This window comes from Streptomyces sp. NPDC030820 (genome assembly GCF_055572075.1).
In genome coordinates this window covers 199,491-219,501 of sequence record NZ_JBVIEB010000005.1, presented here as the reverse complement: position 1 = coordinate 219,501, position 20,011 = coordinate 199,491, and the positions used below count along the sequence as shown (strand labels likewise).

At 68.8% G+C, this 20,011-nt stretch carries 19 protein-coding genes; 12 read left to right on the top strand and 7 right to left on the bottom strand.

Annotated elements, in window-relative coordinates; all coding sequences use genetic code 11:
• The first annotated feature begins 85 nt into the window (after positions 1–85).
• Positions 86–2,803: a transglycosylase domain-containing protein gene (locus tag ACZ418_RS16005; protein ID WP_468362676.1), complete on the top strand. Its 2,718-nt coding sequence runs from the start codon at positions 86–88 to the stop codon at positions 2,801–2,803.
• A 146-nt stretch (positions 2,804–2,949) separates the two neighbouring features.
• Positions 2,950–4,494, top strand: coding sequence for a glycosyltransferase family 87 protein (locus tag ACZ418_RS16000; protein ID WP_468362674.1), 1,545 nt, complete (start codon positions 2,950–2,952; stop codon positions 4,492–4,494).
• 81 nt (positions 4,495–4,575) lie between these two features.
• On the opposite strand, the gene ACZ418_RS15995 is transcribed toward ACZ418_RS16000, so the two are convergent.
• The 3 genes from ACZ418_RS15995 to ACZ418_RS15985 all read right to left on the bottom strand — a co-directional run bounded on the left by ACZ418_RS15995 (position 4,576) and on the right by ACZ418_RS15985 (position 7,225).
• Complete coding sequence (locus ACZ418_RS15995) at positions 4,576–5,607, bottom strand: alanine racemase (protein ID WP_468362672.1); 1,032 nt, start codon at positions 5,605–5,607, stop codon at positions 4,576–4,578.
• Between the two features lie 83 nt (positions 5,608–5,690).
• Positions 5,691–6,812, bottom strand: coding sequence for a peptidoglycan bridge formation glycyltransferase FemX (gene femX, locus ACZ418_RS15990; RefSeq protein ID WP_351601021.1), 1,122 nt, complete (start codon positions 6,810–6,812; stop codon positions 5,691–5,693).
• A gap of 101 nt (positions 6,813–6,913) precedes the next feature.
• Positions 6,914–7,225, bottom strand: coding sequence for a hypothetical protein (locus tag ACZ418_RS15985; protein ID WP_468362670.1), 312 nt, complete (start codon positions 7,223–7,225; stop codon positions 6,914–6,916).
• A gap of 272 nt (positions 7,226–7,497) precedes the next feature.
• On the opposite strand from ACZ418_RS15985, the gene rpsF reads away from it, so the two are divergent.
• From rpsF to rplI, 4 genes are all read left to right on the top strand, one after another.
• Positions 7,498–7,788 (top strand): 30S ribosomal protein S6, encoded by a 291-nt coding sequence (gene rpsF, locus ACZ418_RS15980; protein ID WP_351601015.1) that lies wholly within the window; start codon positions 7,498–7,500, stop codon positions 7,786–7,788.
• A 74-nt stretch (positions 7,789–7,862) separates the two neighbouring features.
• Positions 7,863–8,441 carry a single-stranded DNA-binding protein gene (locus ACZ418_RS15975; protein WP_468362668.1) on the top strand — a complete coding sequence of 193 codons (579 nt, stop codon included), beginning with the start codon at positions 7,863–7,865 and terminating at the stop codon, positions 8,439–8,441.
• 57 nt (positions 8,442–8,498) lie between these two features.
• Complete coding sequence (rpsR, locus tag ACZ418_RS15970; protein WP_003949403.1) at positions 8,499–8,735, top strand: 30S ribosomal protein S18; 237 nt, start codon at positions 8,499–8,501, stop codon at positions 8,733–8,735.
• A gap of 18 nt (positions 8,736–8,753) precedes the next feature.
• Positions 8,754–9,200, top strand: a complete 447-nt coding sequence (gene rplI, locus ACZ418_RS15965; protein ID WP_150945263.1) for a 50S ribosomal protein L9 — start codon at positions 8,754–8,756, stop codon at positions 9,198–9,200.
• 190 nt (positions 9,201–9,390) lie between these two features.
• Here rplI and ACZ418_RS15960 read toward each other — a convergent pair whose 3' ends face one another.
• Positions 9,391–10,728 (bottom strand): MATE family efflux transporter, encoded by a 1,338-nt coding sequence (locus tag ACZ418_RS15960; RefSeq protein WP_468362665.1) that lies wholly within the window; start codon positions 10,726–10,728, stop codon positions 9,391–9,393.
• A 480-nt stretch (positions 10,729–11,208) separates the two neighbouring features.
• Here ACZ418_RS15960 and dnaB point away from each other — a divergent pair, with 480 nt between their 5' ends.
• The 3 genes from dnaB (at position 11,209) to ACZ418_RS15945 (ending at position 14,485) form a co-directional block, all read left to right on the top strand.
• Complete coding sequence (gene dnaB, locus ACZ418_RS15955; protein ID WP_468362663.1) at positions 11,209–12,687, top strand: replicative DNA helicase; 1,479 nt, start codon at positions 11,209–11,211, stop codon at positions 12,685–12,687.
• Positions 12,688–12,697: 10 nt separating this feature from the next.
• Entirely contained in the window at positions 12,698–13,015 is a 318-nt protein-coding gene (locus tag ACZ418_RS15950; RefSeq protein ID WP_468362661.1) for a hypothetical protein, read from the top strand.
• Positions 13,016–13,099: 84 nt separating this feature from the next.
• The gene (locus ACZ418_RS15945; RefSeq protein WP_468362659.1) at positions 13,100–14,485 is read left to right on the top strand and encodes a serine hydrolase domain-containing protein; all 1,386 of its coding nucleotides are present in this window, start codon (positions 13,100–13,102) and stop codon (positions 14,483–14,485) included.
• 69 nt (positions 14,486–14,554) lie between these two features.
• Here the strand turns inward: ACZ418_RS15945 and ACZ418_RS15940 are convergent, their stop codons facing one another.
• A complete protein-coding gene (locus ACZ418_RS15940) occupies positions 14,555–15,007 on the bottom strand; it encodes a GNAT family N-acetyltransferase (RefSeq protein ID WP_468362657.1) in 453 nt (150 codons plus the stop codon).
• 9 nt (positions 15,008–15,016) lie between these two features.
• Positions 15,017–15,475, bottom strand: a complete 459-nt coding sequence (locus ACZ418_RS15935; protein ID WP_153540248.1) for a MarR family winged helix-turn-helix transcriptional regulator — start codon at positions 15,473–15,475, stop codon at positions 15,017–15,019.
• 141 nt (positions 15,476–15,616) lie between these two features.
• Between ACZ418_RS15935 and ACZ418_RS15930 the strand changes: the two genes are divergently transcribed.
• Positions 15,617–16,825 (top strand): MFS transporter, encoded by a 1,209-nt coding sequence (locus ACZ418_RS15930; protein ID WP_468362655.1) that lies wholly within the window; start codon positions 15,617–15,619, stop codon positions 16,823–16,825.
• Between the two features lie 112 nt (positions 16,826–16,937).
• Positions 16,938–17,357, top strand: coding sequence for a GlcG/HbpS family heme-binding protein (locus tag ACZ418_RS15925; protein ID WP_468362653.1), 420 nt, complete (start codon positions 16,938–16,940; stop codon positions 17,355–17,357).
• Between the two features lie 73 nt (positions 17,358–17,430).
• Here ACZ418_RS15925 and ACZ418_RS15920 read toward each other — a convergent pair whose 3' ends face one another.
• Positions 17,431–18,297 (bottom strand): GNAT family N-acetyltransferase, encoded by an 867-nt coding sequence (locus tag ACZ418_RS15920; RefSeq protein ID WP_468362651.1) that lies wholly within the window; start codon positions 18,295–18,297, stop codon positions 17,431–17,433.
• A gap of 453 nt (positions 18,298–18,750) precedes the next feature.
• On the opposite strand from ACZ418_RS15920, the gene ACZ418_RS15915 reads away from it, so the two are divergent.
• Positions 18,751–20,010: a globin domain-containing protein gene (locus ACZ418_RS15915; RefSeq protein ID WP_468363205.1), complete on the top strand. Its 1,260-nt coding sequence runs from the start codon at positions 18,751–18,753 to the stop codon at positions 20,008–20,010.
• Position 20,011 lies beyond the last annotated feature (1 nt).

Genomic DNA, 20,011 nt, shown 5'->3' with positions numbered 1-20,011 from the left:
GACCACATCCGTACTTCGGGGGGACCGGAAACCAGCCGCCGTTTCAGGCGCGCACGGGTGCGCCTGCCCGAGGAGTAGTCGTTCGATGAGCGAGCACCGTCGCAAACCGCCGCAGCCGCAGGGAGGCGGACGTGCCGCGGCCCGACGCGGCCAGCCCGGCTCGTCCTCCGGTCGCCGTGCGGCACCGCGAGGCGCCACCGAGTCTCCAGCCGACTCCTATGGGCCCAGTTCCTATGGGTCGCGTTCCAGTGGTCAGGGAGGTGAGGAGCGTCCCTACGGCGGCCGTGCCGAGGCCCGCCGGGCAGCGCAGAGAGGCAGCCGCCGCAGAGGCGCCGACAACGCGGTCCCGGGCGGCCGGCGCGGCGGCCCCGGAGGCCCGACCGGTCCCGGGCGCGGCAGGGGCCGCTCGACCACGGCACCCGGCAGGAAGCGGATCATCGACTACCCCAGGGCCGACAAGTACGGCTGGCGGCGCTGGGTCCCGTCCTGGAAGCTCGTGTCGGGCCTGTTCATCGGCTTCATCGGAAGCCTGGTTGCGGTGGCGGGCATCGGGTACGCGATGGTGAGCGTGCCCGACATAGCGAAGACGGCGACGGCGCAGAACAACGTCTTCTACTGGTCCGACGGTTCGGTGATGGTCGCCACCGGCGGGGAGGTCAACCGCCAGATCATCAACTACGCGGACATCCCCAAGGAGATGCGCTACGCCGTCATCTCGCAGGAGAACAAGACCTTCGAGACCGACAGCGGCGTGGACCCGAACGGCATCGCGCGCGCCCTCTTCAACATGGCCCGCGGCGGTCAGACACAGGGTGGCTCGACGATCACCCAGCAGTACGTCAAGAACGCCATGCTGGACGACCAGTCCCAGACCATCTCCCGCAAGTTCAAGGAGATCTTCGTCGCGATCAAGGTGGGCGCCACGGTCCCGAAGGACCAGATCATGGCCGGCTACCTGAACTCGGCGTACTTCGGCCGGGGCGCCTACGGTCTCGAGGCGGCCTCACGCGCCTACTTCAACAAGGACGCCAAGGACCTGAACCCGGGCGAGTGCGCCTTCCTGGCGGCGATGCTGAAGGGAGCCACGTACTACGACCCGGCGGGCGCGACCTCGCTCGACCCGACTGCCACCCCGGATGCGAACAAGAAGCGTGCCCTGGCGCAGATGCAGGACACCCTCGACAAGATGGTCAAGTACGGCCATCTGAGCGCCGCGGACCGGGCCCACTACACCACTCTCCCGAAGGTGCAGAACCCGCGGTCGAACAGCCGGCTGAGCGGCCAGATCGGCTATCTGGTCGACCTCGCCAAGTCCTACCTGGTCAACAACAGCGACAAGACCGGGATCACCGCGGACAAGCTGCAACAGGGCGGCTACCGGATCTACACGACCTTCGACAAGAAGAAGGTCAAGGCGCTGGAGGCCGCGGTCACGAACGTCCAGAAGGCGAACATCAAGCCCAAGCTGCGACCGAAGACCGACACCCACGTCCAGTTCGGCGGTGCCTCGGTGGACCCGTCGTCGGGTGCCATCAAGGCCATCTACGGCGGTGAGGACGCGACCAAGCACTTCACCGACAACGCCGACGCGACCGGCGCCCAGGTGGGTTCGACCTTCAAGCCGTTCGTGCTGGCGGCGGCCATGAAGTGGGGCGTGCGGAACCCGGACGGGCCCCCGGACCAGGCTCAGGACGAGCGCACCCAGGTCTCCCCCAAGAGCATCTACAGCGGAAAGAACAAGCTCAAGATCAAGGAGTACAACGGCAGGGTCTGGACGGACAAGAACGGCAAGGAGTGGCTCCAGACCAACGACGGCAACGAGTCCGTCAATCCGCCCAGCTACAAGATCGACCTTCGTGAGGCCATGCGGCTCTCGGTCAACTCCGCGTACGTCCAGCTGGGCATGGACGTCGGCCTGGACAAGGTCGAGCAGACGGCGCTGGACGCGGGCCTCCTCAAGGGCAGCCTCGCCAGCGCAAACTACCCGTCGTTCTCGATCGGTACCTCCGACCCGAGCGCGATCCGCATGGCCGGTGCCTACGCCACCTTCGCCGCCAGCGGCAAGCAGAACGACCCCTACTCGGTCGAAAGGGTCGAGAACAAGGACGGGCAGGTCTTCAAGCACGAGGCAGCGCCCAAGGAAGCCTTCACCCCGCTGGTGGCGGACAACGTCACCGACGTCCTGAAGACCGTGGTCGACAAGGGCACGGGTACCAACGCCCAGCTCCCGGGCCGCGAGGTGGCCGGTAAGACCGGTACCACGGACGGCAACAAGTCCGCCTGGTTCGTGGGCTACACCCCGCAGCTGTCCACCGCGATCAGCATGTTCCGCCTGGACGACAACGCGAACAACAAAGCGCGGACCTTCCTGGAGATGTACGGGACGGGTGGCCAGGAAAAGATCCACGGTGCCTCGTTCCCGGCCGAGATCTGGCACGACTACATGGCCGAGGCGCTGAAGGGACAGCCGGCGATGAACTTCCCGCCGCCGCAGCCCATCGGTGAGGTGATCAACGCCGACCCGAGCCCGACGCCGTCCCCGTCGGCCACCCAGAGCCAGACCCAGAGCCCGTCGCCGAGTCCGTCGTCCAGCGAGCCGTCCACGTCGCCCTCGCCGTCGGCGAGCCAGACGTGCAACACATGGAACTGGAAGTGCGACACCACCGGAGGCACCGACACGGGTGGCACGACCGGCGGCACCGACGGAGGCACGACGCCGACGCCGACCGTCACGGACACGACCGGGACCGGAACCACCCGCGGCAACGGCAACGGTGGACTCTTCGGCGGACAGGGAGGCTGACGGCCGTACACCCTGCAGGCCGGTGTTCGGCGCCTTGTGCGCGGCGAACACCGGCCTCTTGCCTTATGGAATCGGGGTGTGGCGGGGCGGAGCAGAGTTCGCTGCGCTTCGTGCCGCTCTCAGACGGGTACGGCAGGATGTGCCCCATGCCCAGTGCAGAGATGACGCCCGCGAGCAGGCACGAGCCCGAACCCGTGCGGCCGGCCGCGGCAGAACCGGTGCGGCCGACCGGTGAGGACGAGATCGCCCGGGCCGGCAGTGAGCTGATCGGCGGTCCCCTGGGGCAGCGTGCCCTCCTCGGGACCTCCTGGTGGACCCCCGTCCGGGTCGTCGCGCTCGTGGCGATCGGCATGTTCGCCCTCGGCCTGGTCCAGAAGGCGCCCTGCTACCACACCGCCTGGTTCTTCGGCGCGAGCAGCCAGTACACGAAGGCCTGCTACTCGGACATCCCGCACCTCTACCAGGGCCGCGGGTTCGCCGACCATCTCGTGCCGTACTTCGACAGACTCCCGGACGACATCTCCGGCGGCATGGGCTACCTCGAATACCCGGTGCTGACCGGTGTGTTCATGGAGGTGGCGTCCTGGCTGACCCCGCACAGCGGCAGCATCCAGCAGCAGGAGCAGTGGTACTGGTTCGTCAACGCCGGGATGCTGATGGTGTGCGCGGCCGTCATCGCCGTCTGCGTGGCCCGCACCCACCGGCGGCGCCCCTGGGACGGCCTGCTGGTCGCCCTGGCGCCCGCCTTCGTGCTCACCGCGACCATCAACTGGGACCTGCTGGCGGTGGCGCTCACGGCCGCCGCGATGCTGATGTGGTCCCGGAGCCGTCCCGTCGCCTTCGGTGTCCTCCTGGGCCTCGCCACGGCCGCGAAGCTCTACCCCGTGTTCCTGCTGGGCCCGCTGCTCGTGCTGTGCTGGCGGGCCGGCAAGTGGCGGGAGTACGGCCAGGCCGTGGGCGGCGCGGCCATCGCCTGGCTCGTGGTGAACGCGCCGGTGATGCTCTTCGCCTTCCCGGGCTGGTCGAAGTTCTACACCTTCAGCCAGGAACGGGGCATCGACTTCGGTTCGTTCTGGCTGATCTGGGCGCAGAACTCCAGCAACCCACCCAGCACCGGCTTTGTGAACGCCGCCGCCATGGTTCTGGTGGTGCTCAGCTTCCTCGGCATCGCCGCGCTGACGTTCACCGCGCCCCGCCGGCCGCGCTTCGCCCAGCTGGCCTTCCTGATGGTGGCGGCCTTCATCCTCACCAACAAGGTCTACTCCCCGCAGTACGTCCTGTGGCTGGTCCCGCTGGCGGTCCTCGCCCGGCCCAAGTGGCGGGACTTGCTGATCTGGCAGGCCTGCGAGGTGGCGTACTTCCTCGGCATCTGGATGTACCTCGCCTACACGACCAGCGGCGACGCCCACAAGGGGCTGCCGACGCAGGGCTATCACTGGTCGATCGTGCTGCACCTGGTGGGCACGCTCTACCTGTGCGCCGTCGTCGTACGCGACATCCTCATGCCGGAGCGGGACGTGGTGCGCCGGTCGGGCGACGACGACCCCTCGGGCGGGGTGCTCGACGGCGCGCGGGACGTCTTCGTGCTCGGCGCGGCGGCCCACCCGCCGCGGCATGCCGCCCACTTCGAGGGGCCTCAGGTGGACTGGGGCAGGCCCGAGGCGCCGTCCCTCGAGGACCGTTCGCTCTGAGCGAACGCACTGCCGGAAGGCCGTGAAGAAGGCCGTACACGCAGGGTGCGTGTACGGCCTTGTCGCTGTCCTGGGCCGGGATCAGTGGTCCACGAGCCGGTCGAACTGCGTGGTGGTGTGCCGCAGATGGGCCACCAGCTCGTCGCCGACCTTCGGCTCCGGGGCGTCCGAGGGGACGAACAGGATCGACACCTGCATGTGCGGCGGCTCGGCGAACCAGCGCTGCTTGCCGCCCCAGACGAACGGAGAAAGGTTCCGGTTGACCGTGGCGAGGCCGGCCCGTGCGACGCCCTTGGCGCGCGGCATGACGCCGTGCAGGGCCTTCGGGGCCTCCAGACCCACCCCGTGCGACGTACCGCCCGCCACGACCACCAGGAAGCCGTCGGAGGCCGCCTTCTGCTGCCGGTAGCCGAACCGGTCGCCCTTGGACACGGGCGTGACGTCCAGAACGGCACCGCGGTACTCGGTGGCCTCGTGGTCCCCCAGCCACAGCCGCGTACCGATGCGGGCGCGGAACCGGGTCTGCGGGAACTGCTGCTGGAGCCGGACGAGTTCGTCGGCCTTGACGTGGCTGACGAACATCGTGTGCAGCGGCAGCCGGGCTGCGCGCAGCCGGTCCATCCAGCCGATGACCTCCTCGACGGCGTCCGACCCGTCGGTGCGGTCCAGCGGCAGATGGATGGCGAAGCCCTCCAGCCGGACGTTCTCTATGGCCTGGTGCAGCTGCGGCAGATCCTGCTCGCTGATGCCGTGCCGCTTCATCGAGGACATCACCTCGATGACGACGCGCGCGCCGACGAGGCCGTACACGCCGTCGACCGACGACACCGAGCGCACCACCCGGTCGGGCAGCGGCACGGGTTCCTCGCCGCGCCGGTACGGCGTCAGCACCAGCAGGTCACCGCCGAAGAAGTCCTTGATGCGCGCGGCCTCGTAGGTCGTGCCGACGGCGAGCAGGTCCGCGCCGAGCCGCGTGGCCTCCTCCGCCAGCCGTTCGTGCCCGAAGCCGTAGCCGTTGCCCTTGCAGACCGGGACGAGGCCCGGGAACTGCTCCTGCACGTGCTTGTGGTGCGCCCGCCAGCGCGCGGTGTCGACGTAGAGCGTGAGCGCCATGGCCGGACCCGGAACCTTTCTCGTGGCTGCGGTGTATCTGAGGTGTGAAAGCTGCGAACCCTATGGAATCAAACGCCCGTGGCTCAGCGGCGCGACATGTAGATGTCGAGCGCCTTGTGGAGCAGCTTGTTCAGGGGGAAGTCCCACTCACCGAGGTACTCGGCGGCCTGACCGCCGGTGCCGACCTTGAACTGGATCAGACCGAAGAGGTGGTCCGTCTCGTCCAGTGAGTCGGAGATGCCGCGCAGGTCGTAGACGGTGGCGCCGAGCGCGTAGGCGTCGCGCAGCATCCGCCACTGCATCGCGTTCGAGGGCCGGACCTCGCGGCCGATGTTGTCGGAGGCGCCGTAGGAGTACCAGACGTGTCCGCCGACGATCAGCATCGTCGCCGCGGACAGGTTCACGCCGTTGTGCCGCGCGAAGTACAGCCGCATCCGGTTCGGGTCCTCGGTGTTGAGGGCCGTCCACATGCGCTGGAAGTACGACAGCGGGCGGGGCCGGAAGTGGTCGCGCACCGCGGTGATCTCGTAGAGCCGCTGCCACTCGGCCAGGTCCTGGTAGCCGCCCTGGACGACCTCGACGCCGGCCTTCTCGGCCTTCTTGATGTTGCGCCGCCACAGCTGGTTGAGGTTCTTGTGGACCTCTTCCAGGGAACGGTTCGCCAGCGGCACCTGGAAGACATAGCGCGGCTGCACGTCACCGAAGCCGGCGCCGCCGTCCTCGCCCTGCTGCCAGCCCATACGGCGCAGCTTGTCCGCCACCTCGAAGGCGCGCGGCTCGATGAAGTCGGCCTCCAGGTCCCGCAGACGCTTGACGTCCTGGTCCTGGATGCCCTTCTTGATGGTCTCCGCATTCCAGCGCCGGATGATCACCGGCGGGCCCATCTTCACGGAGAAGGCGCCCTGCTGCTTCAGGTGCGCCAGCATCGGCTGGATCCAGTCGTCCAGATTCGGCGCGAACCAGTTGATGACCGGGCCCTCGGGGAGATACGCGAGGTAGCGCTTGATCTTGGGCAGCTGGCGGTAGAGGACCAGGCCCACACCGACCAGCTCGCCGGTGCGGTCGTCGAACCAGCCGAGGTTCTCCGAGCGCCACTCCGCCTTCACATCGGCCCAGGCCGGGACCTGCATGTGGCTCGCCGCCGGCAGGCTCTGGATGTAGGCCAGATGTTGCTCGCGGCTGATGGTCCTCAGGGTCAGGCTCATGTCGGGGCGCTCCTCGGGCTGGTGTGTCCCCATGGGTACAGGGGCTCCGGCTCTCGCGGAAGCCTACTGCGCCGTGCGAGCGCCCCGACTGGGCCTACGGCTTAGAAGAGGCCGCCGAACAATCCGCCGTTCGCCATGCTGATGAGGAAACCGACCCCCGCGGCGCCCATACCCACGACCAGCCCGAAGCGCTCTCGCGTGGTCACGGAGATCCACTGTCCGTAGATGCCCACGCCCAGCCCCACCAGGCCCGTCCACGAGGACAGCAGGTGCAGGCCGTGGAAGAAGGACGTGATGAAGGCCAGCACGCCGAGGACGAGCGTGATCCCCGTCAGTGCGTCCTGGAGCGGACGGCGCTTGCCGTCCGTGGCGAAGAGGGAACCGGCGACGTTGGGATGCAAAGCCTGTGCCATGGGCACCTCCTGCGGAAGGCGGCGCACAGTAGCGCCGTACACACCCGACGTGTACAGGGTGACGGTCCTCACGGCCGGATTTCAACCGGAAGCGGGTGTGCGGGTAGTCTGTACCGTCTGCACCGGTGTCTGCCCACGCCTGCCCAGGTAACACTGCGGGATCCCTCAGAGGCCCCCGATTGTCAGTGGCGGCCGATACCGTTGCGTACGCATCACGACCCTCCTGCCACGGAACGACCGTGGCCGCTGAGTCCAAAGGAGGTGGGTTCCACATGCGTCACTACGAGGTGATGGTCATCCTCGACCCCGATCTCGAGGAGCGTGCTGTCTCCCCGCTGATCGAGAACTTCCTGTCCGTCGTCCGTGACGGTGGCGGCAAGGTCGAGAAGATCGACACCTGGGGCCGTCGTCGTCTCGCCTACGAGATCAAGAAGAAGCCCGAGGGCATCTACTCGGTCATCGACCTGCAGGCCGAGCCTGCGGTCGTCAAGGAGCTCGACCGCCAGATGAACCTGAACGAGTCGGTCCTCCGGACCAAGGTCCTCCGCCCCGAGATGCACTGAGCCTTCGCGCTCAGCTGATCTCGGGATTCGAGTAGCAAGCAAGCAGCCAGAGCAAACCCGCCGAGAGGTTCCCCATGGCAGGCGAGACCGTCATCACGGTCATCGGCAATCTTGTCGACGACCCCGAGCTGCGCTTCACCCCGTCCGGTGCGGCGGTCGCGAAGTTCCGCGTCGCGTCCACTCCCCGCACCTTCGACCGCCAGACGAACGAGTGGAAGGACGGCGAGAGCCTCTTCCTGACCTGCTCGGTCTGGCGTCAGGCGGCGGAGAACGTCGCCGAGTCGCTCCAGCGAGGCATGCGCGTCCTCGTGCAGGGCCGGCTGAAGCAGCGGTCCTACGAGGACCGTGAGGGCGTCAAGCGCACGGTCTACGAGCTGGACGTCGAGGAAGTCGGCCCCAGCCTGCGCAACGCCACGGCCAAGGTCACCAAGACCGCCGGCGGCGCTCGCGGTGGCCAGGGCGGTTACGGCGGCGGTGGCGGCCAGGGTGGCGGCGGCTGGGGCGGAGGCCCCGGTGGCGGCCAGCAGGGCGGCGGCGCTCCGGCCGACGACCCGTGGGCGACCGGCGCACCCGCCGGCGGCCAGCAGGGTGGCGGCGGCTGGGGCGGAGGCTCCGGCGGCGGTGGCGGCTACTCGGACGAGCCCCCCTTCTAGGTCCTCGGACCAGGGGCGGCCGTACCCCAAACTTCTTGATCACACAGGAGAAACACCATGGCGAAGCCGCCTGTGCGCAAGCCGAAGAAGAAGGTCTGCGCTTTCTGCAAGGACAAGGTCACGTACGTGGACTACAAGGACACGAACATGCTGCGGAAGTTCATTTCCGACCGCGGCAAGATCCGTGCCCGCCGCGTGACCGGCAACTGCACGCAGCACCAGCGTGACGTCGCCACGGCCGTCAAGAACAGCCGTGAGATGGCGCTGCTGCCCTACACGTCCACCGCGCGCTAAGGGAAGGGTGACCGACTCATGAAGATCATCCTCACCCACGAGGTCTCCGGCCTCGGTGCCGCGGGCGACGTCGTCGACGTCAAGGACGGTTACGCTCGCAACTACCTGATCCCGCGGAAGTTCGCTATCCGCTGGACCAAGGGTGGCGAGAAGGACGTCGAGCAGATCCGTCGCGCTCGCAAGATCCACGAGATCCAGACCATCGAGCAGGCCAACGCTGTGAAGGCCCAGCTCGAGGGCGTCAAGGTCCGTCTGGCCGTCCGCTCCGGCGACGCCGGTCGTCTCTTCGGTTCCGTCACCCCGGCCGACATCGCCTCGGCGATCAAGGCCTCCGGTGGCCCCGAGGTCGACAAGCGCCGCATCGAGCTGGCCGCGCCGATCAAGACCCTGGGCGCCCACGAGACGTCCGTGCGTCTGCACCCCGAGGTTGCCGCCAAGGTCAACATCGAGGTCGTCGCGGCGTAACGCTGCGCTCGGCTTGAGCAGCTGAGAGAGGGGCCGTCCCTTGCGGGGCGGCCCCTCTTCGCGTCGGTGTCGGAAGTCGCTGCACACAGGTGCGGCATGTTTCACGTGAAACAGGGACGGGGTGACCCTGCCGATCTGTTCCGCGGGTGGCGCCTGCCGGTCCGCTCCGCGGTGGCCCTTGCCGGTCCGTTCAGCGGGTGGCGCCGGTGACGATCCAGCGACCCGAGCGTGTGCGCAGCCACAGGGTCAGCATCCGGATGGTCATCATCAGGGTCATCGCGGCCCAGAGCGCGGTGAGACCGCCGCCGAGGGTGGGCACGAGCAGGGCGACCGGAGCGAATACCGCGAGGGTGACGACCATGGCCCCGGCCAGGTAGGGCCCGTCGCCGGCCCCCATCAGGACTCCGTCCAGCACGAAGACGATGCCGCAGATGGGTTGCGAGAGCGCCACCATCAGCAGCGCGGGCAGCGCCGCGTCCTTGACCACGGAGTCACTGGTGAACAGCGGCAGAAACAGCGGGCGGGTGGCCACCACGAGCAGACCGAGGACCACTCCGGTCGCGATGCCCCACTGGACCATGCGACGGCAGGCCTCATGCGCTCCTTGGGCGTCGTTGGCACCGAGACAGCGGCCGATGATGGCCTGCCCCGCGATCGCTATCGCGTCGAGAGCGAAGGCCAGCAGGCTCCACAGGGACAGGATGATCTGGTGGGCGGCGATGTCGGCGTCGCCCAGATGTGCCGCGACTGCCGTCGCGATCATCAGGATCGCCCTCAGCGACAGGGTGCGGACCAGGAGCGGAACACCTGCGTGAGCCGAGGCCCGGATTCCGGCAGCGTCTGGGCGCAGGGAAGCACCGTGCCGACGGGCCCCGCGGACGACCACGGTCACATAGACGGCCGCCATGCCGCACTGGGCGATGACCGTGCCCCACGCCGAACCGGCGATGCCAAACCCGGCGCCGTAGACGAGTCCCGCGTTGAGGGCGCCGTTGGCGACGAAGCCCGCGACGGCGACATAGAGGGGGGTCCTGGTGTCCTGCAGTCCGCGAAGCACTCCCGTCGCGGCGAGGACGATCAGCATCGCCGGGATGCCCAGCGAGGAGATCCGCAGATACGTCGTGGCATAAGGGGCCGCGGTTGAGGAGGCGCCGAACAGGTCCACGATGCCGGAGGCCAGCGGAAGAACGACGGCGATGACGGCGATGCCGAGCAGCAGCGCCAGCCAGACGCCGTCCATGCCCTGGCGGATCGCGGCCTGCGGATCGCCGGCGCCGACGCGCCGGGCCACGGCGGCCGTGGTGGCGTAGGCGAGAAAGACGAAGACGCTCACCACGGTGGTGAGCAGGGCCGAGGCAACACCGAGACCGGCGAGCTGTGCGGTCCCGAGATGGCCGACGATGGCACTGTCCGCCATGACGAAGAGAGGCTCGGCGACGAGTGCGCCGAAGGCCGGGACGGCCAGCGCGACGATCTCCCTGTCGTGCCGTCGTCGGGTGGCCTGGGGTATCGCGGGAGCCTGTGCCATGAGCACTAATCTAATCGTCCACAGGTAAGTGATGCAAAGTAGAAGTGCCCCTTACCTCTCCTCTCGGGGTGTGTCCTTTCGCGCACCGTTCGAAGAGAACTTGGCCCGACTGGGGAAGTTTTTCTTCTGCACAGCCGGTGGACGGTAAAGGTGCAGGTCAAGGCGATCTTGTGCGCGGGAGGGAGGGCTTGTTCACAGGGCTGTCCACCGGGTCGTGCACAGGTTTCGGCGAGTTCTCCACAGCATCCGGGCCGTCGTCCACATGGCCTGTGGATAACCAGATTGGCTGACGGTGCCGACGGGCCTACCGTTGTCCGGCGCCCGCTCCTTCCTCTGGCCCGGAAAGCTCCCTTTCCCCGGTCCGGGAACCGTCACAAATCCGACGCGTCGAACCGGAGCCGGGCCTCTCATTTGTCAGTGTCGTGCCGTACAAAAGAGGACACGGCGAGGTCCGCCGTGCGGACGGGAGGAGGTGGCTCGGTGAGCATTTCCGAGCCCTTGGACGATCCGTGGGCCGACGCCGGACCCAGTGATCGTCTGCCGGCCTCCCGTCGACGCGGTGACGGCGGCCGGGGTCGTGACGAACAGCACGACCGGGGCCAGGAGAGCGCCTCCTGGGACGGCGGGGGTACCGCCTTCGAGCGGGTGCCGCCGCAGGACCTGGACGCCGAGCAGTCGGTGCTGGGCGGCATGCTGCTGTCCAAGGACGCCATCGCCGACGTCGTCGAGATCCTCAAGGGCCACGACTTCTACAAGCCCGCGCACGAGACGATCTACCAGGCGATCCTGGATGTCTATGCCAAGGGCGAGCCGGCCGACCCGATCACCATCGCCGCCGAACTCACCAAGCGCGGCGAGATCAACAAGGTCGGCGGGGCCGCGTATCTGCACAGCCTCGTCCAGACCGTGCCCACGGCCGCCAACGCCGAGTACTACGCGGAGATCGTCCATGAGCGGGCGGTGCTGCGCCGCCTGGTCGAAGCGGGCACGCGCATCACGCAGATGGGATACGCGGCCGACGGCGATGTGGACGAGATCGTCAACCGCGCCCAGGCCGAGATCTATGCCGTCACCGAGCAGCGCACCAGCGAGGACTATCTGCCGCTCGGCGACATCATGGAGGGCGCCCTCGACGAGATCGAGGCGATCGGCTCGCGCAGCGGTGAGATGACCGGTGTGCCGACCGGGTTCACCGACTTCGACTCGCTGACGAACGGTCTGCACCCGGGCCAGATGATCGTCATCGCCGCCCGGCCCGCCATGGGTAAGTCGACGCTCGCGCTGGACTTCGCGCGAGCTGCCTCGATCAAGCACAACCTGCCGAGCGTCATCTTCTCCCTCGAGATGGGCCGCAACGAGATCGCGATGCGTCTGCTGTCCGCCGAGGCCCGGGTCGCGCTGCACCACATGCGGTCCGGCACGATGACCGACGAGGACTGGACCCGGCTCGCCCGCCGTATGCCGGACGTCTCGGCCGCACCGCTCTACATCGACGATTCCCCCAACCTGTCGATGATGGAGATCCGCGCCAAGTGCCGGCGCCTGAAGCAGCGCAACGATCTGAAGCTGGTCGTCATCGACTACCTCCAGCTGATGCAGTCCGGCGGCTCCAAGCGCGCCGAGAGCCGTCAGCAGGAGGTCTCGGACATGTCCCGTAACCTCAAGCTGCTGGCCAAGGAGCTGGAGATCCCGGTCATCGCGCTCTCCCAGCTCAACCGTGGCCCCGAGCAGCGGACCGACAAGAAGCCCATGGTCTCCGACCTGCGTGAGTCCGGCTCCATCGAGCAGGACGCCGACATGGTCATCCTGCTGCACCGCGAGGACGCGTACGAGAAGGAGTCCCCGCGCGCGGGCGAGGCCGACCTGATCGTGGCCAAGCACCGTAACGGCCCCACGGCCACCATCACGGTCGCCTTCCAGGGCCACTACTCCCGCTTCGTGGACATGGCCCAGACCTGATCCGAAGCCGGTGTGGAGCGCGAAGGCTCCGGCTGCCTGGCGAGGCGGCCTTCAGGGCACGGGCGTCGCCGTCTCGCTCGACAAGCACACCGACTTCTACCGCTTCCGGCGGGCCGGCTGGCACCAGCCGCTCCACGTCGGCGCGATCGAGGTAGGCGGCTGCCGCGTGCTCGGTATCGACTGGGACCAGGGCGATCACTCGATCAGGCACCGCGGTGAACGGGACGGCGGCCAGGTGTATCCCGTCACGCTCGAAGCCGACGAGGCGGGCGAGACGGTGATGCGATGGACCATCCCGCCCTACGACCTGGACGACGAGGGCGAGTGAGACCGGGCAGTCGGCCCGACGAAGCGGTTTTTCCGCCCGGGAAATGAACTCGACGTCCGCCGTCACAGCAGGTGGACTGGGCGCATGACGTCATCTCAGGAAGAGCTGCTCCCCGGAACGCGCCGAGCCCTGCTGCACCGGATCGCTGTCGCCCAGGTTGAAGGGCGGGCGCCCTCGCTGGTCGCGGCTGTGGTGCGGGGCGGACGGGCCGTGTGGCACGGGGCGCGGACCTCGGTGGACGGGCACGGGCCGGACGAGACCGTGCAGTACAGGATCGGGTCCATCACCAAGACCTTCACCGCCGTCCTGGTGATGCGGCTGCGCGACGAGGGACTGCTCGACCTCGGTGACCCGCTGGAGAAGCATCTGCCCGGCACCGGCGCGGGAGAGGCGACGATCGCCGAACTGCTCGCGCACACCGCGGGGTTGGCGGCCGAGTCACCCGCGCCCTGGTGGGAGCGGACCCCGGGCACTCTGCGCCCGGAGCTGAGCGATGTGCTCGGCGAGCAGCCCCTGCTGCACCCCGTCGGCCGACGGCACCACTACTCCAACCCCGGCTACACGGTGCTCGGCGCACTGGTGGAGGAGTTGCGAGGCGCCCCCTGGGACGAGGTGCTGCGCAGCGAGATCCTCGAACCGCTCGGCCTGCACCGTACGAGCAGGCTGCCGCAGGCTCCGCATGCCGGGGGATGGGCCGTGCATCCGTGGGCGGACGCGATGCTGCCGGAGCCGCTGGAGGACCTGGGCAGGATGGCGCCGGCCGGCCAGCTGTGGTCGACCACGGGGGACCTGGCGCGGTTCGCCGCGTTTCTGGCCGCGGGTGACGACCGGGTGCTGAGCGCGGAGTCCGTGCGGGAGATGCGCACGCCCGCGGCGCCGGCCGAGGCGGCGGACGTGCTGGACGGGGCCACGTACGGGCTCGGTCTGCAGATCCAGCGCCGTGACGGCCGGCTCCTGGTCGGCCACTCCGGTTCGCTGCCGGGCTTCCTGGCGAACCTCACCCTCAGCGTCGAGGACGACGTGGCCGCCGTGGTGCTCGCCAACTGCACCAGTGGACCGCTGCTGGGGGCGGTGGGCGCCGACCTGGTGCGGATCGTCGCCGAGGCCGAGCCGCGGATCCCGGAGCCCTGGCGGCCGCTGCGCGAGGTCGAACCGGCGGTCCTGGAGCTGGCGGGACAGTGGTACTGGGGGACCAATGCCTTCGGTCTTCGGGTGAATGCCGACGGCCTCCTCGCGCTCGGACCGCTGACCGGCAGCGCCCGGCGTTCCCGTTTCCGCTCCAACGGTGACGGCACCTGGACGGGACTGGAGGGCTACTTCGCCGGAGAGCTGCTGCGGCCGGTACGACGTACGGACGGGTCCCTGAGCCATCTCGATCTCGGCTCGTTCGTGTTCACGCGGCAGCCGTACGACCCGGAGGCGCCGGTCCCCGGCGGTGTGGACCCGGAGGGGTGGCGGGGGATCGGTTAGACCTCCATGGCACAGGGGTGTGTTTCACGTGAAACACACCCCTGTGATGTTCCTGGTCCGGTGGCGCTGTCAGAGCGGCAGTTTGAAGCCCTCGTGCGTGGCGTTGAAACCGAGCCGTTCGTAGAAGCGGTGGGCGTCGGTGCGTGTCTTGTCGGACGTCAGCTGCACCATCCGGCACTCCAGTTGGCGGGCGGTGTCGATGGCCCACTCGATCAATAGGCTGCCCAGCCCGCTGCCCCGTTCATCCGCGTGGATGCGGACGGCCTCGATGAGCGCGCGGGTGGCTCCCTTGTGGGAGAGCCCCGGAATGATCGTGAGCTGGAGAGTCCCGATCACGCGGCCCTCGCGGACGGCAACGACGAGGTGCTGGTTCGGGTCGGCCTCCAGGCGTCCCAGCGCGGTCCGGTACGGGGTCATGTCGTCGGGGGACTCGCGCTGGGCACCGAGCGGATCGTCGGCGAGCATCGCTACGATCGCGGGAAGGTCGTCGGCGGTCGCACGCCGTATCTCAAGATCTCCCATGCGTGCACCCTATGCCGGGACGTTCAGCGACTCCACGACCCGTACCAGCGGGGCCAGTTCGGGGTTCCTGGAGGCCTCGTCCAGAGCTTCGCGCAGGGCGGCGTCATTGGTGGGGCGCGCCTCCTCCAGTAGTCGCAGGCCCGCCTCGGTGACGTTGGTGTAGATACCGCGCCGGTCGGTGGGGCACAGGTAGCGCTCCAGCAGGCCGCGGTCCTCCAGTCGGGTCACCAGGCGCGTGGTGGCGCTCTGGCTGAGGACGACCGCATCGGCGACCTGCTTCATCTGCAGATGGCCCCCTTCGCCGTCGTGCTGGCGGCTCAGTACATCGAGCAGCGAGTACTCGCGCACGCTCAGGTCGTGCTTCGCCTGGAGGGCGCGCTCGATGTGCGCCTCGATCCTTCCATGCAGGGCAGAGAGTGCGCACCAGCCCTGTGCGAGGGCAGTGAGCGCGGGGTCCGTCGCTGTCATTGGCGTTCTCCTCCGTCCCGGAGCGGCTGCATCAAGGGTAGAGCAAGTCCGCAATAGTGGGCGGTTGCCTTTAGCCCGCGTCTGCAACTATTGTGGACGCACGCAAAGCGCACATGCAATCGTCTGGAAGGTGTCCCCTCCATGCCTCTCGCGCTCCTGGCCCTCGCGATCGGGGCCTTCGGAATCGGAACGACCGAATTCGTGATCATGGGCTTGCTGCCCGAGGTCGCGAGCGACTTCGGGGTCTCCATCCCCACGGCGGGACTGCTCGTGACGGGCTATGCGCTCGGCGTGGTCATCGGCGCCCCGCTGATGACCGTGCTCGGCACGAAGGTCTCGCGCAAGCGCATGCTGCTGATGCTGATGGGCCTCTTCATCGCCGGGAACCTGCTCTCCGCGGTCGCCCCCACCTTCGCGATCATGCTGATCGGACGTGTGGTGGCCTCGCTCGCACACGGTGCCTTCTTCGGTATCGGCTCCGTCGTGGCAGCCGAGCTGGTGGCGCCCCACAAGAAGGCCGGCGCCATCGCCATGATGTTCACCGGACTGACCGTCGCCAATGTCATCGGCGTCCCGCTGGGCACGCTCATCGGCCAGCACGTCGGCTGGCGCGTCACGTTCGGCATCGTGGCCGCCCTCGGGGCCGTCGGCCTCGCCGGCATCGCCAAGCTGGTGCCCGAGATGCCGAGGCCCGAGGGCGTGCACCTGCGGCACGAGCTGGCCGCCTTCAAGAACGCTCAGGTCCTGCTCGCCATGGCGATGACCGTCCTCGGCTTCGGCGGCGTCTTCGCGGCCATCACCTACATCGCCCCGATGATGACCCACATCGCGGGCTTCGCCGACGGCTCGGTGACCTGGCTGCTGGTGCTGTTCGGCCTCGGCATGGTCGGCGGCAACCTCATCGGCGGCAAGTTCGCCGACCGGGCCCTGATGCCGATGCTGTACGTCTCGCTGGGCGCCCTGGCCCTCGTCCTGGCGCTCTTCACGCTCACCGCGCACAACAAGATCGCGGCCGCCGTCACCATCGCCCTGATCGGCGCCCTGGGTTTTGCGACCGTACCGCCGCTGCAGAAGCGCGTGCTCGACCAGGCGGACGGTGCCCCGACCCTCGCGTCGGCCGTGAACATCGGCGCCTTCAACCTGGGCAATGCGCTGTCCGCCTGGCTCGGCGGCATCGTGATCGCGGCTGGCTTCGGTTACACCGCCCCCAACTGGGTCGGCGCCGCCCTCGCCGCGGCCGCTCTGGTCCTCGCCGTCCTGTCGGCGGCGCTGGAGCGACGCGACGGCGCCCACAGCACCCTGGTCGCCGCCGGGGCGCCCACCGGCCGGCAGACGCCGGTCCACCACTGAGTCCCGCGCACCACAGGGCGCAGCACCCGCATCCCCAAGACCTCCGTACCGGGGCTCTCATCCCCGGTACGGCAAGCAACCCCTCCGAGCTACACCCGAGGAGAAAGTTTCCATGAGCACCACCGCCGTCGCCCCGCTCTCCATCGAGGACGCCGAACTGCTCGTCGCCACGGCCCGCCGCGCGGCCGAGGAGGCCGGGGTCACTGTCAGCGTCACCGTCCTGGACGCGGGCGGCCACCTGCTCGCCTTCCGCCGGGACGACCGGGCCGTGCTGATCTCTGGCGAGACCAGCACCCGCAAGGCCTACACGGCACTCCAGCTGAACACTCCCACCGCCGACCTGGTCGACGCCGTGCAGCCGGGCGGCCTCTTCCACACGCTGCCCACGGCCCTCGACCGGCCCCTGCTGTTCATTGCGGGCGGAGTGCCCGTCCACCGGGACGGCCGACTGATCGGGGCGATCGGCGTCGGCGGGGGTGCGCCTGAGCAGGACCACGGCTTTGCCACCGCGGCCGTACGGGCGCTCGCCTGAGCCACGCCCCCCACAGGGACAACGCCGGTCTCGCCGCACGACGCGGCGGGACCGGCGTTCGTCCTACGACGACTCAGCCCGCGGCCACCGTCAGCGGTGCGAACCGGCGGGTCCAGTCCCCCGGAAGATCCGTGATGCCGTACGTCATGACGGCGTTGAAGGCCACGGAGGCCAGCCCCCGCGCCTTCGCCCAGGTCAGCAGGCCCTCATGGCGCACATCGACGTCGGTGCGCAGGGGGCGGTCCGTATGGGCCGCCAGCGAGCTGATCAGAGCTTTGGCCGTCTCCGTGTCCCGGGCCACCAGAGGACCGACGACATGGGTGTCCATATTGGGCCACGCGGCCGCGTAGCCGACGATCCGGCCGCCCTCCTCGGCCACCCGCAACTGGTCGGCGAAGGCCGGCAGGCGGGTGATGAGGGGAGTGCGGTCGGCGCCGAACACCTCCTCGTCGAGACGCAGGATCGCGGGCAGATCCTCTGCGGCTGCGGCACGGGTGAACACGCCCGATTCCGCCCCGCCGGGAGTGAAGCGGCCACTCAGCATCTCCGCTCGCCCCGTCACCTTGAAGCCCAGTTCCTCGTACAGAGGGCGGCCGTTGGGTGTGGCGTGCAAGGTGAGGGGAGTGGTCCCCATGGTCGACACGACATGGCGCATCAGGCGGCGCCCGACGCCCTGACGGGCATGGCGTCCGGCCACCAGGACCATGCCGATGGCAGCGAGATCCGGGCGACCCCACGGGCCGTACTCCGTGACGACGCATGCGGCGACGAGACCACCCTCAGGGTCGTCGATGCCGAAGCCCTTTCCTGCGGTGAGGAGGAATCCCCACTTGTGTTCCTCGCGTGGCCACCCCCGGTCCTCGGACAAGTCGGCGCAGGCGGTGAGATCACGAAGCGTCAGACGGCGGATGGGCAGAGCGGCGAGGGAAGGAGTCGACACGCAGGTCAGGCTGTCCGACCGGCACCCCCGACGTCCACCCGTTTCCCTGCGGACACACGTGCTTTTGGTCATGTCGTGGCCCAATGCACAACCTGAGGACGGCGGGGAGCGTTTCACGTGAAACATCGGCAGCTGACGCAAATGGTTTGCACCTTGCGCGATGCGTGAGGAAGGAACGGGGGACTTGTGTGCGCGGCGACGGCCGGTAGGGTCGACTCCGGTTCACGTCCGGGATGGAGTCCACACAGATCCCGTGCGGGCCGAGAGCAAAGGGCAAGCAGCCTAACGGGACAAAGAGCGCGAGACCCGCGTTTCCGGGTATGCGACCGCGGCAGCCGATCGGGATGCAACGCTGCGGGGTGCTACGGCTGGCCGCCCGCCGGGGGAAAGCATGCACCTTCTCCAGGAGGAGGTGTGCAGACCGACCGCAAGACGTTCGAGGCGAGGCACACCATGGACGCTCCGACCACCACGTCGGGGGAGAACGGCATGTCGGGCGGGAGCGGCTGGTTCACGCCGCTCACGGCGTCGTCGGCTCCCCCGCTGCACAGCCCGGAGCACGTTCCGGCTCAGCGGCCGGCGCCGGCCGTCGAGGAGGGGTCCCCGGACGCCATCCTCATACGCCGCACGATGGCCGAGATAGGGCCGATCGCCGACAAGGTCACCTCTTACTTCTACGCGCTGCTGTTCGTCCGCCACCCCGAGCTGCGGGCGCTGTTCCCGGCCGCGATGGACATCCAGCGGGAGCGCCTGCTGAAGGCGTTGCTCACCGCGGCCGAGCATCTGGACAACACCGCGGTCCTTGTCGACTACCTGCAGAACCTGGGCCGCGGCCACCGCAAGTACGGGACGCACGCCGAGCACTATCCCGCCGTCGGGGAATGCCTGATCGGCGCATTGAGCAGGTACGCCGCCACCGTCTGGAGCCCGGAGGTCGAGGCGGCCTGGGTGCGGGCGTACACGACGATCTCCCAGGTCATGATCGACGCTGCGGCGGCGGACGAACTGCGCTCTCCGGCCTGGTGGCACGCCCAGATCGTCTCCCACGACCTCAGAACCCCCGACGTCGCGGTCCTCACCGTCCGCCCCGACCAGCCCTATCCCTTCCTCGCAGGCCAGTACACGAGCGTGGAGACACCCTGGTGGCCACGGGTGTGGCGGCACTACTCGTTCGCGTCGGCGCCCCGCTCGGACGGTCTGCTGACGTTCCATGTGAAGGCCGTACCGGCCGGCTGGGTGTCCAATGCGCTGGTGCACCGCGCCCGGCCCGGAGACGTCATACGCCTCGGGCCGCCGACCGGCTCCATGACCGTCGACCATACGACCGACAGCGGACTGCTCTGTCTGGGCGGCGGCACCGGCATAGCGCCCATCAAGGCTCTGGTCGAGGACGTCGCCGAGCGTGGAGAGCGTCGGCCTGTCGAGGTGTTCTACGGCGCCCGCACCGATTACGACCTCTACGACATCGACACCATGCTCCGGCTCCAGCAGAGCCACCCCTGGCTGTCGGTCCGTGCCGTCATCGACCAGCAGGCCCACATCCAGCTCCCCGATGCCCTGCGTGAGTACGGCCCCTGGAACGAGTACGACGCCTATCTCTCGGGCCCGCCCGGAATGATCCGCAGCGGCATCGACACGCTCCGGGACATCGGTGTCCCGTCGAGCCGCATACGGCATGACTCGGTGGAGGAACTGCTCGCCATCGGGAACTGAG

What these genes read in the sequence shown, in the direction of transcription:
- ACZ418_RS16005 (WP_468362676.1), top strand. Translation starts at nt 86, where the DNA reads ATGAGCGAGCACCGTCGCAAACCGCCGCAGCCGCAGGGAGGCGGACGT.
- ACZ418_RS16000 (WP_468362674.1), top strand. Translation starts at nt 2,950, where the DNA reads ATGCCCAGTGCAGAGATGACGCCCGCGAGCAGGCACGAGCCCGAACCC.
- ACZ418_RS15995 (WP_468362672.1), bottom strand. Translation starts at nt 5,607, where the DNA reads ATGGCGCTCACGCTCTACGTCGACACCGCGCGCTGGCGGGCGCACCAC.
- femX (WP_351601021.1), bottom strand. Translation starts at nt 6,812, where the DNA reads ATGAGCCTGACCCTGAGGACCATCAGCCGCGAGCAACATCTGGCCTAC.
- ACZ418_RS15985 (WP_468362670.1), bottom strand. Translation starts at nt 7,225, where the DNA reads ATGGCACAGGCTTTGCATCCCAACGTCGCCGGTTCCCTCTTCGCCACG.
- rpsF (WP_351601015.1), top strand. Translation starts at nt 7,498, where the DNA reads ATGCGTCACTACGAGGTGATGGTCATCCTCGACCCCGATCTCGAGGAG.
- ACZ418_RS15975 (WP_468362668.1), top strand. Translation starts at nt 7,863, where the DNA reads ATGGCAGGCGAGACCGTCATCACGGTCATCGGCAATCTTGTCGACGAC.
- rpsR (WP_003949403.1), top strand. Translation starts at nt 8,499, where the DNA reads ATGGCGAAGCCGCCTGTGCGCAAGCCGAAGAAGAAGGTCTGCGCTTTC.
- rplI (WP_150945263.1), top strand. Translation starts at nt 8,754, where the DNA reads ATGAAGATCATCCTCACCCACGAGGTCTCCGGCCTCGGTGCCGCGGGC.
- ACZ418_RS15960 (WP_468362665.1), bottom strand. Translation starts at nt 10,728, where the DNA reads ATGGCACAGGCTCCCGCGATACCCCAGGCCACCCGACGACGGCACGAC.
- ACZ418_RS15945 (WP_468362659.1), top strand. Translation starts at nt 13,100, where the DNA reads ATGACGTCATCTCAGGAAGAGCTGCTCCCCGGAACGCGCCGAGCCCTG.
- ACZ418_RS15940 (WP_468362657.1), bottom strand. Translation starts at nt 15,007, where the DNA reads ATGGGAGATCTTGAGATACGGCGTGCGACCGCCGACGACCTTCCCGCG.
- ACZ418_RS15935 (WP_153540248.1), bottom strand. Translation starts at nt 15,475, where the DNA reads ATGACAGCGACGGACCCCGCGCTCACTGCCCTCGCACAGGGCTGGTGC.
- ACZ418_RS15930 (WP_468362655.1), top strand. Translation starts at nt 15,617, where the DNA reads ATGCCTCTCGCGCTCCTGGCCCTCGCGATCGGGGCCTTCGGAATCGGA.
- ACZ418_RS15925 (WP_468362653.1), top strand. Translation starts at nt 16,938, where the DNA reads ATGAGCACCACCGCCGTCGCCCCGCTCTCCATCGAGGACGCCGAACTG.
- ACZ418_RS15915 (WP_468363205.1), top strand. Translation starts at nt 18,751, where the DNA reads ATGGACGCTCCGACCACCACGTCGGGGGAGAACGGCATGTCGGGCGGG.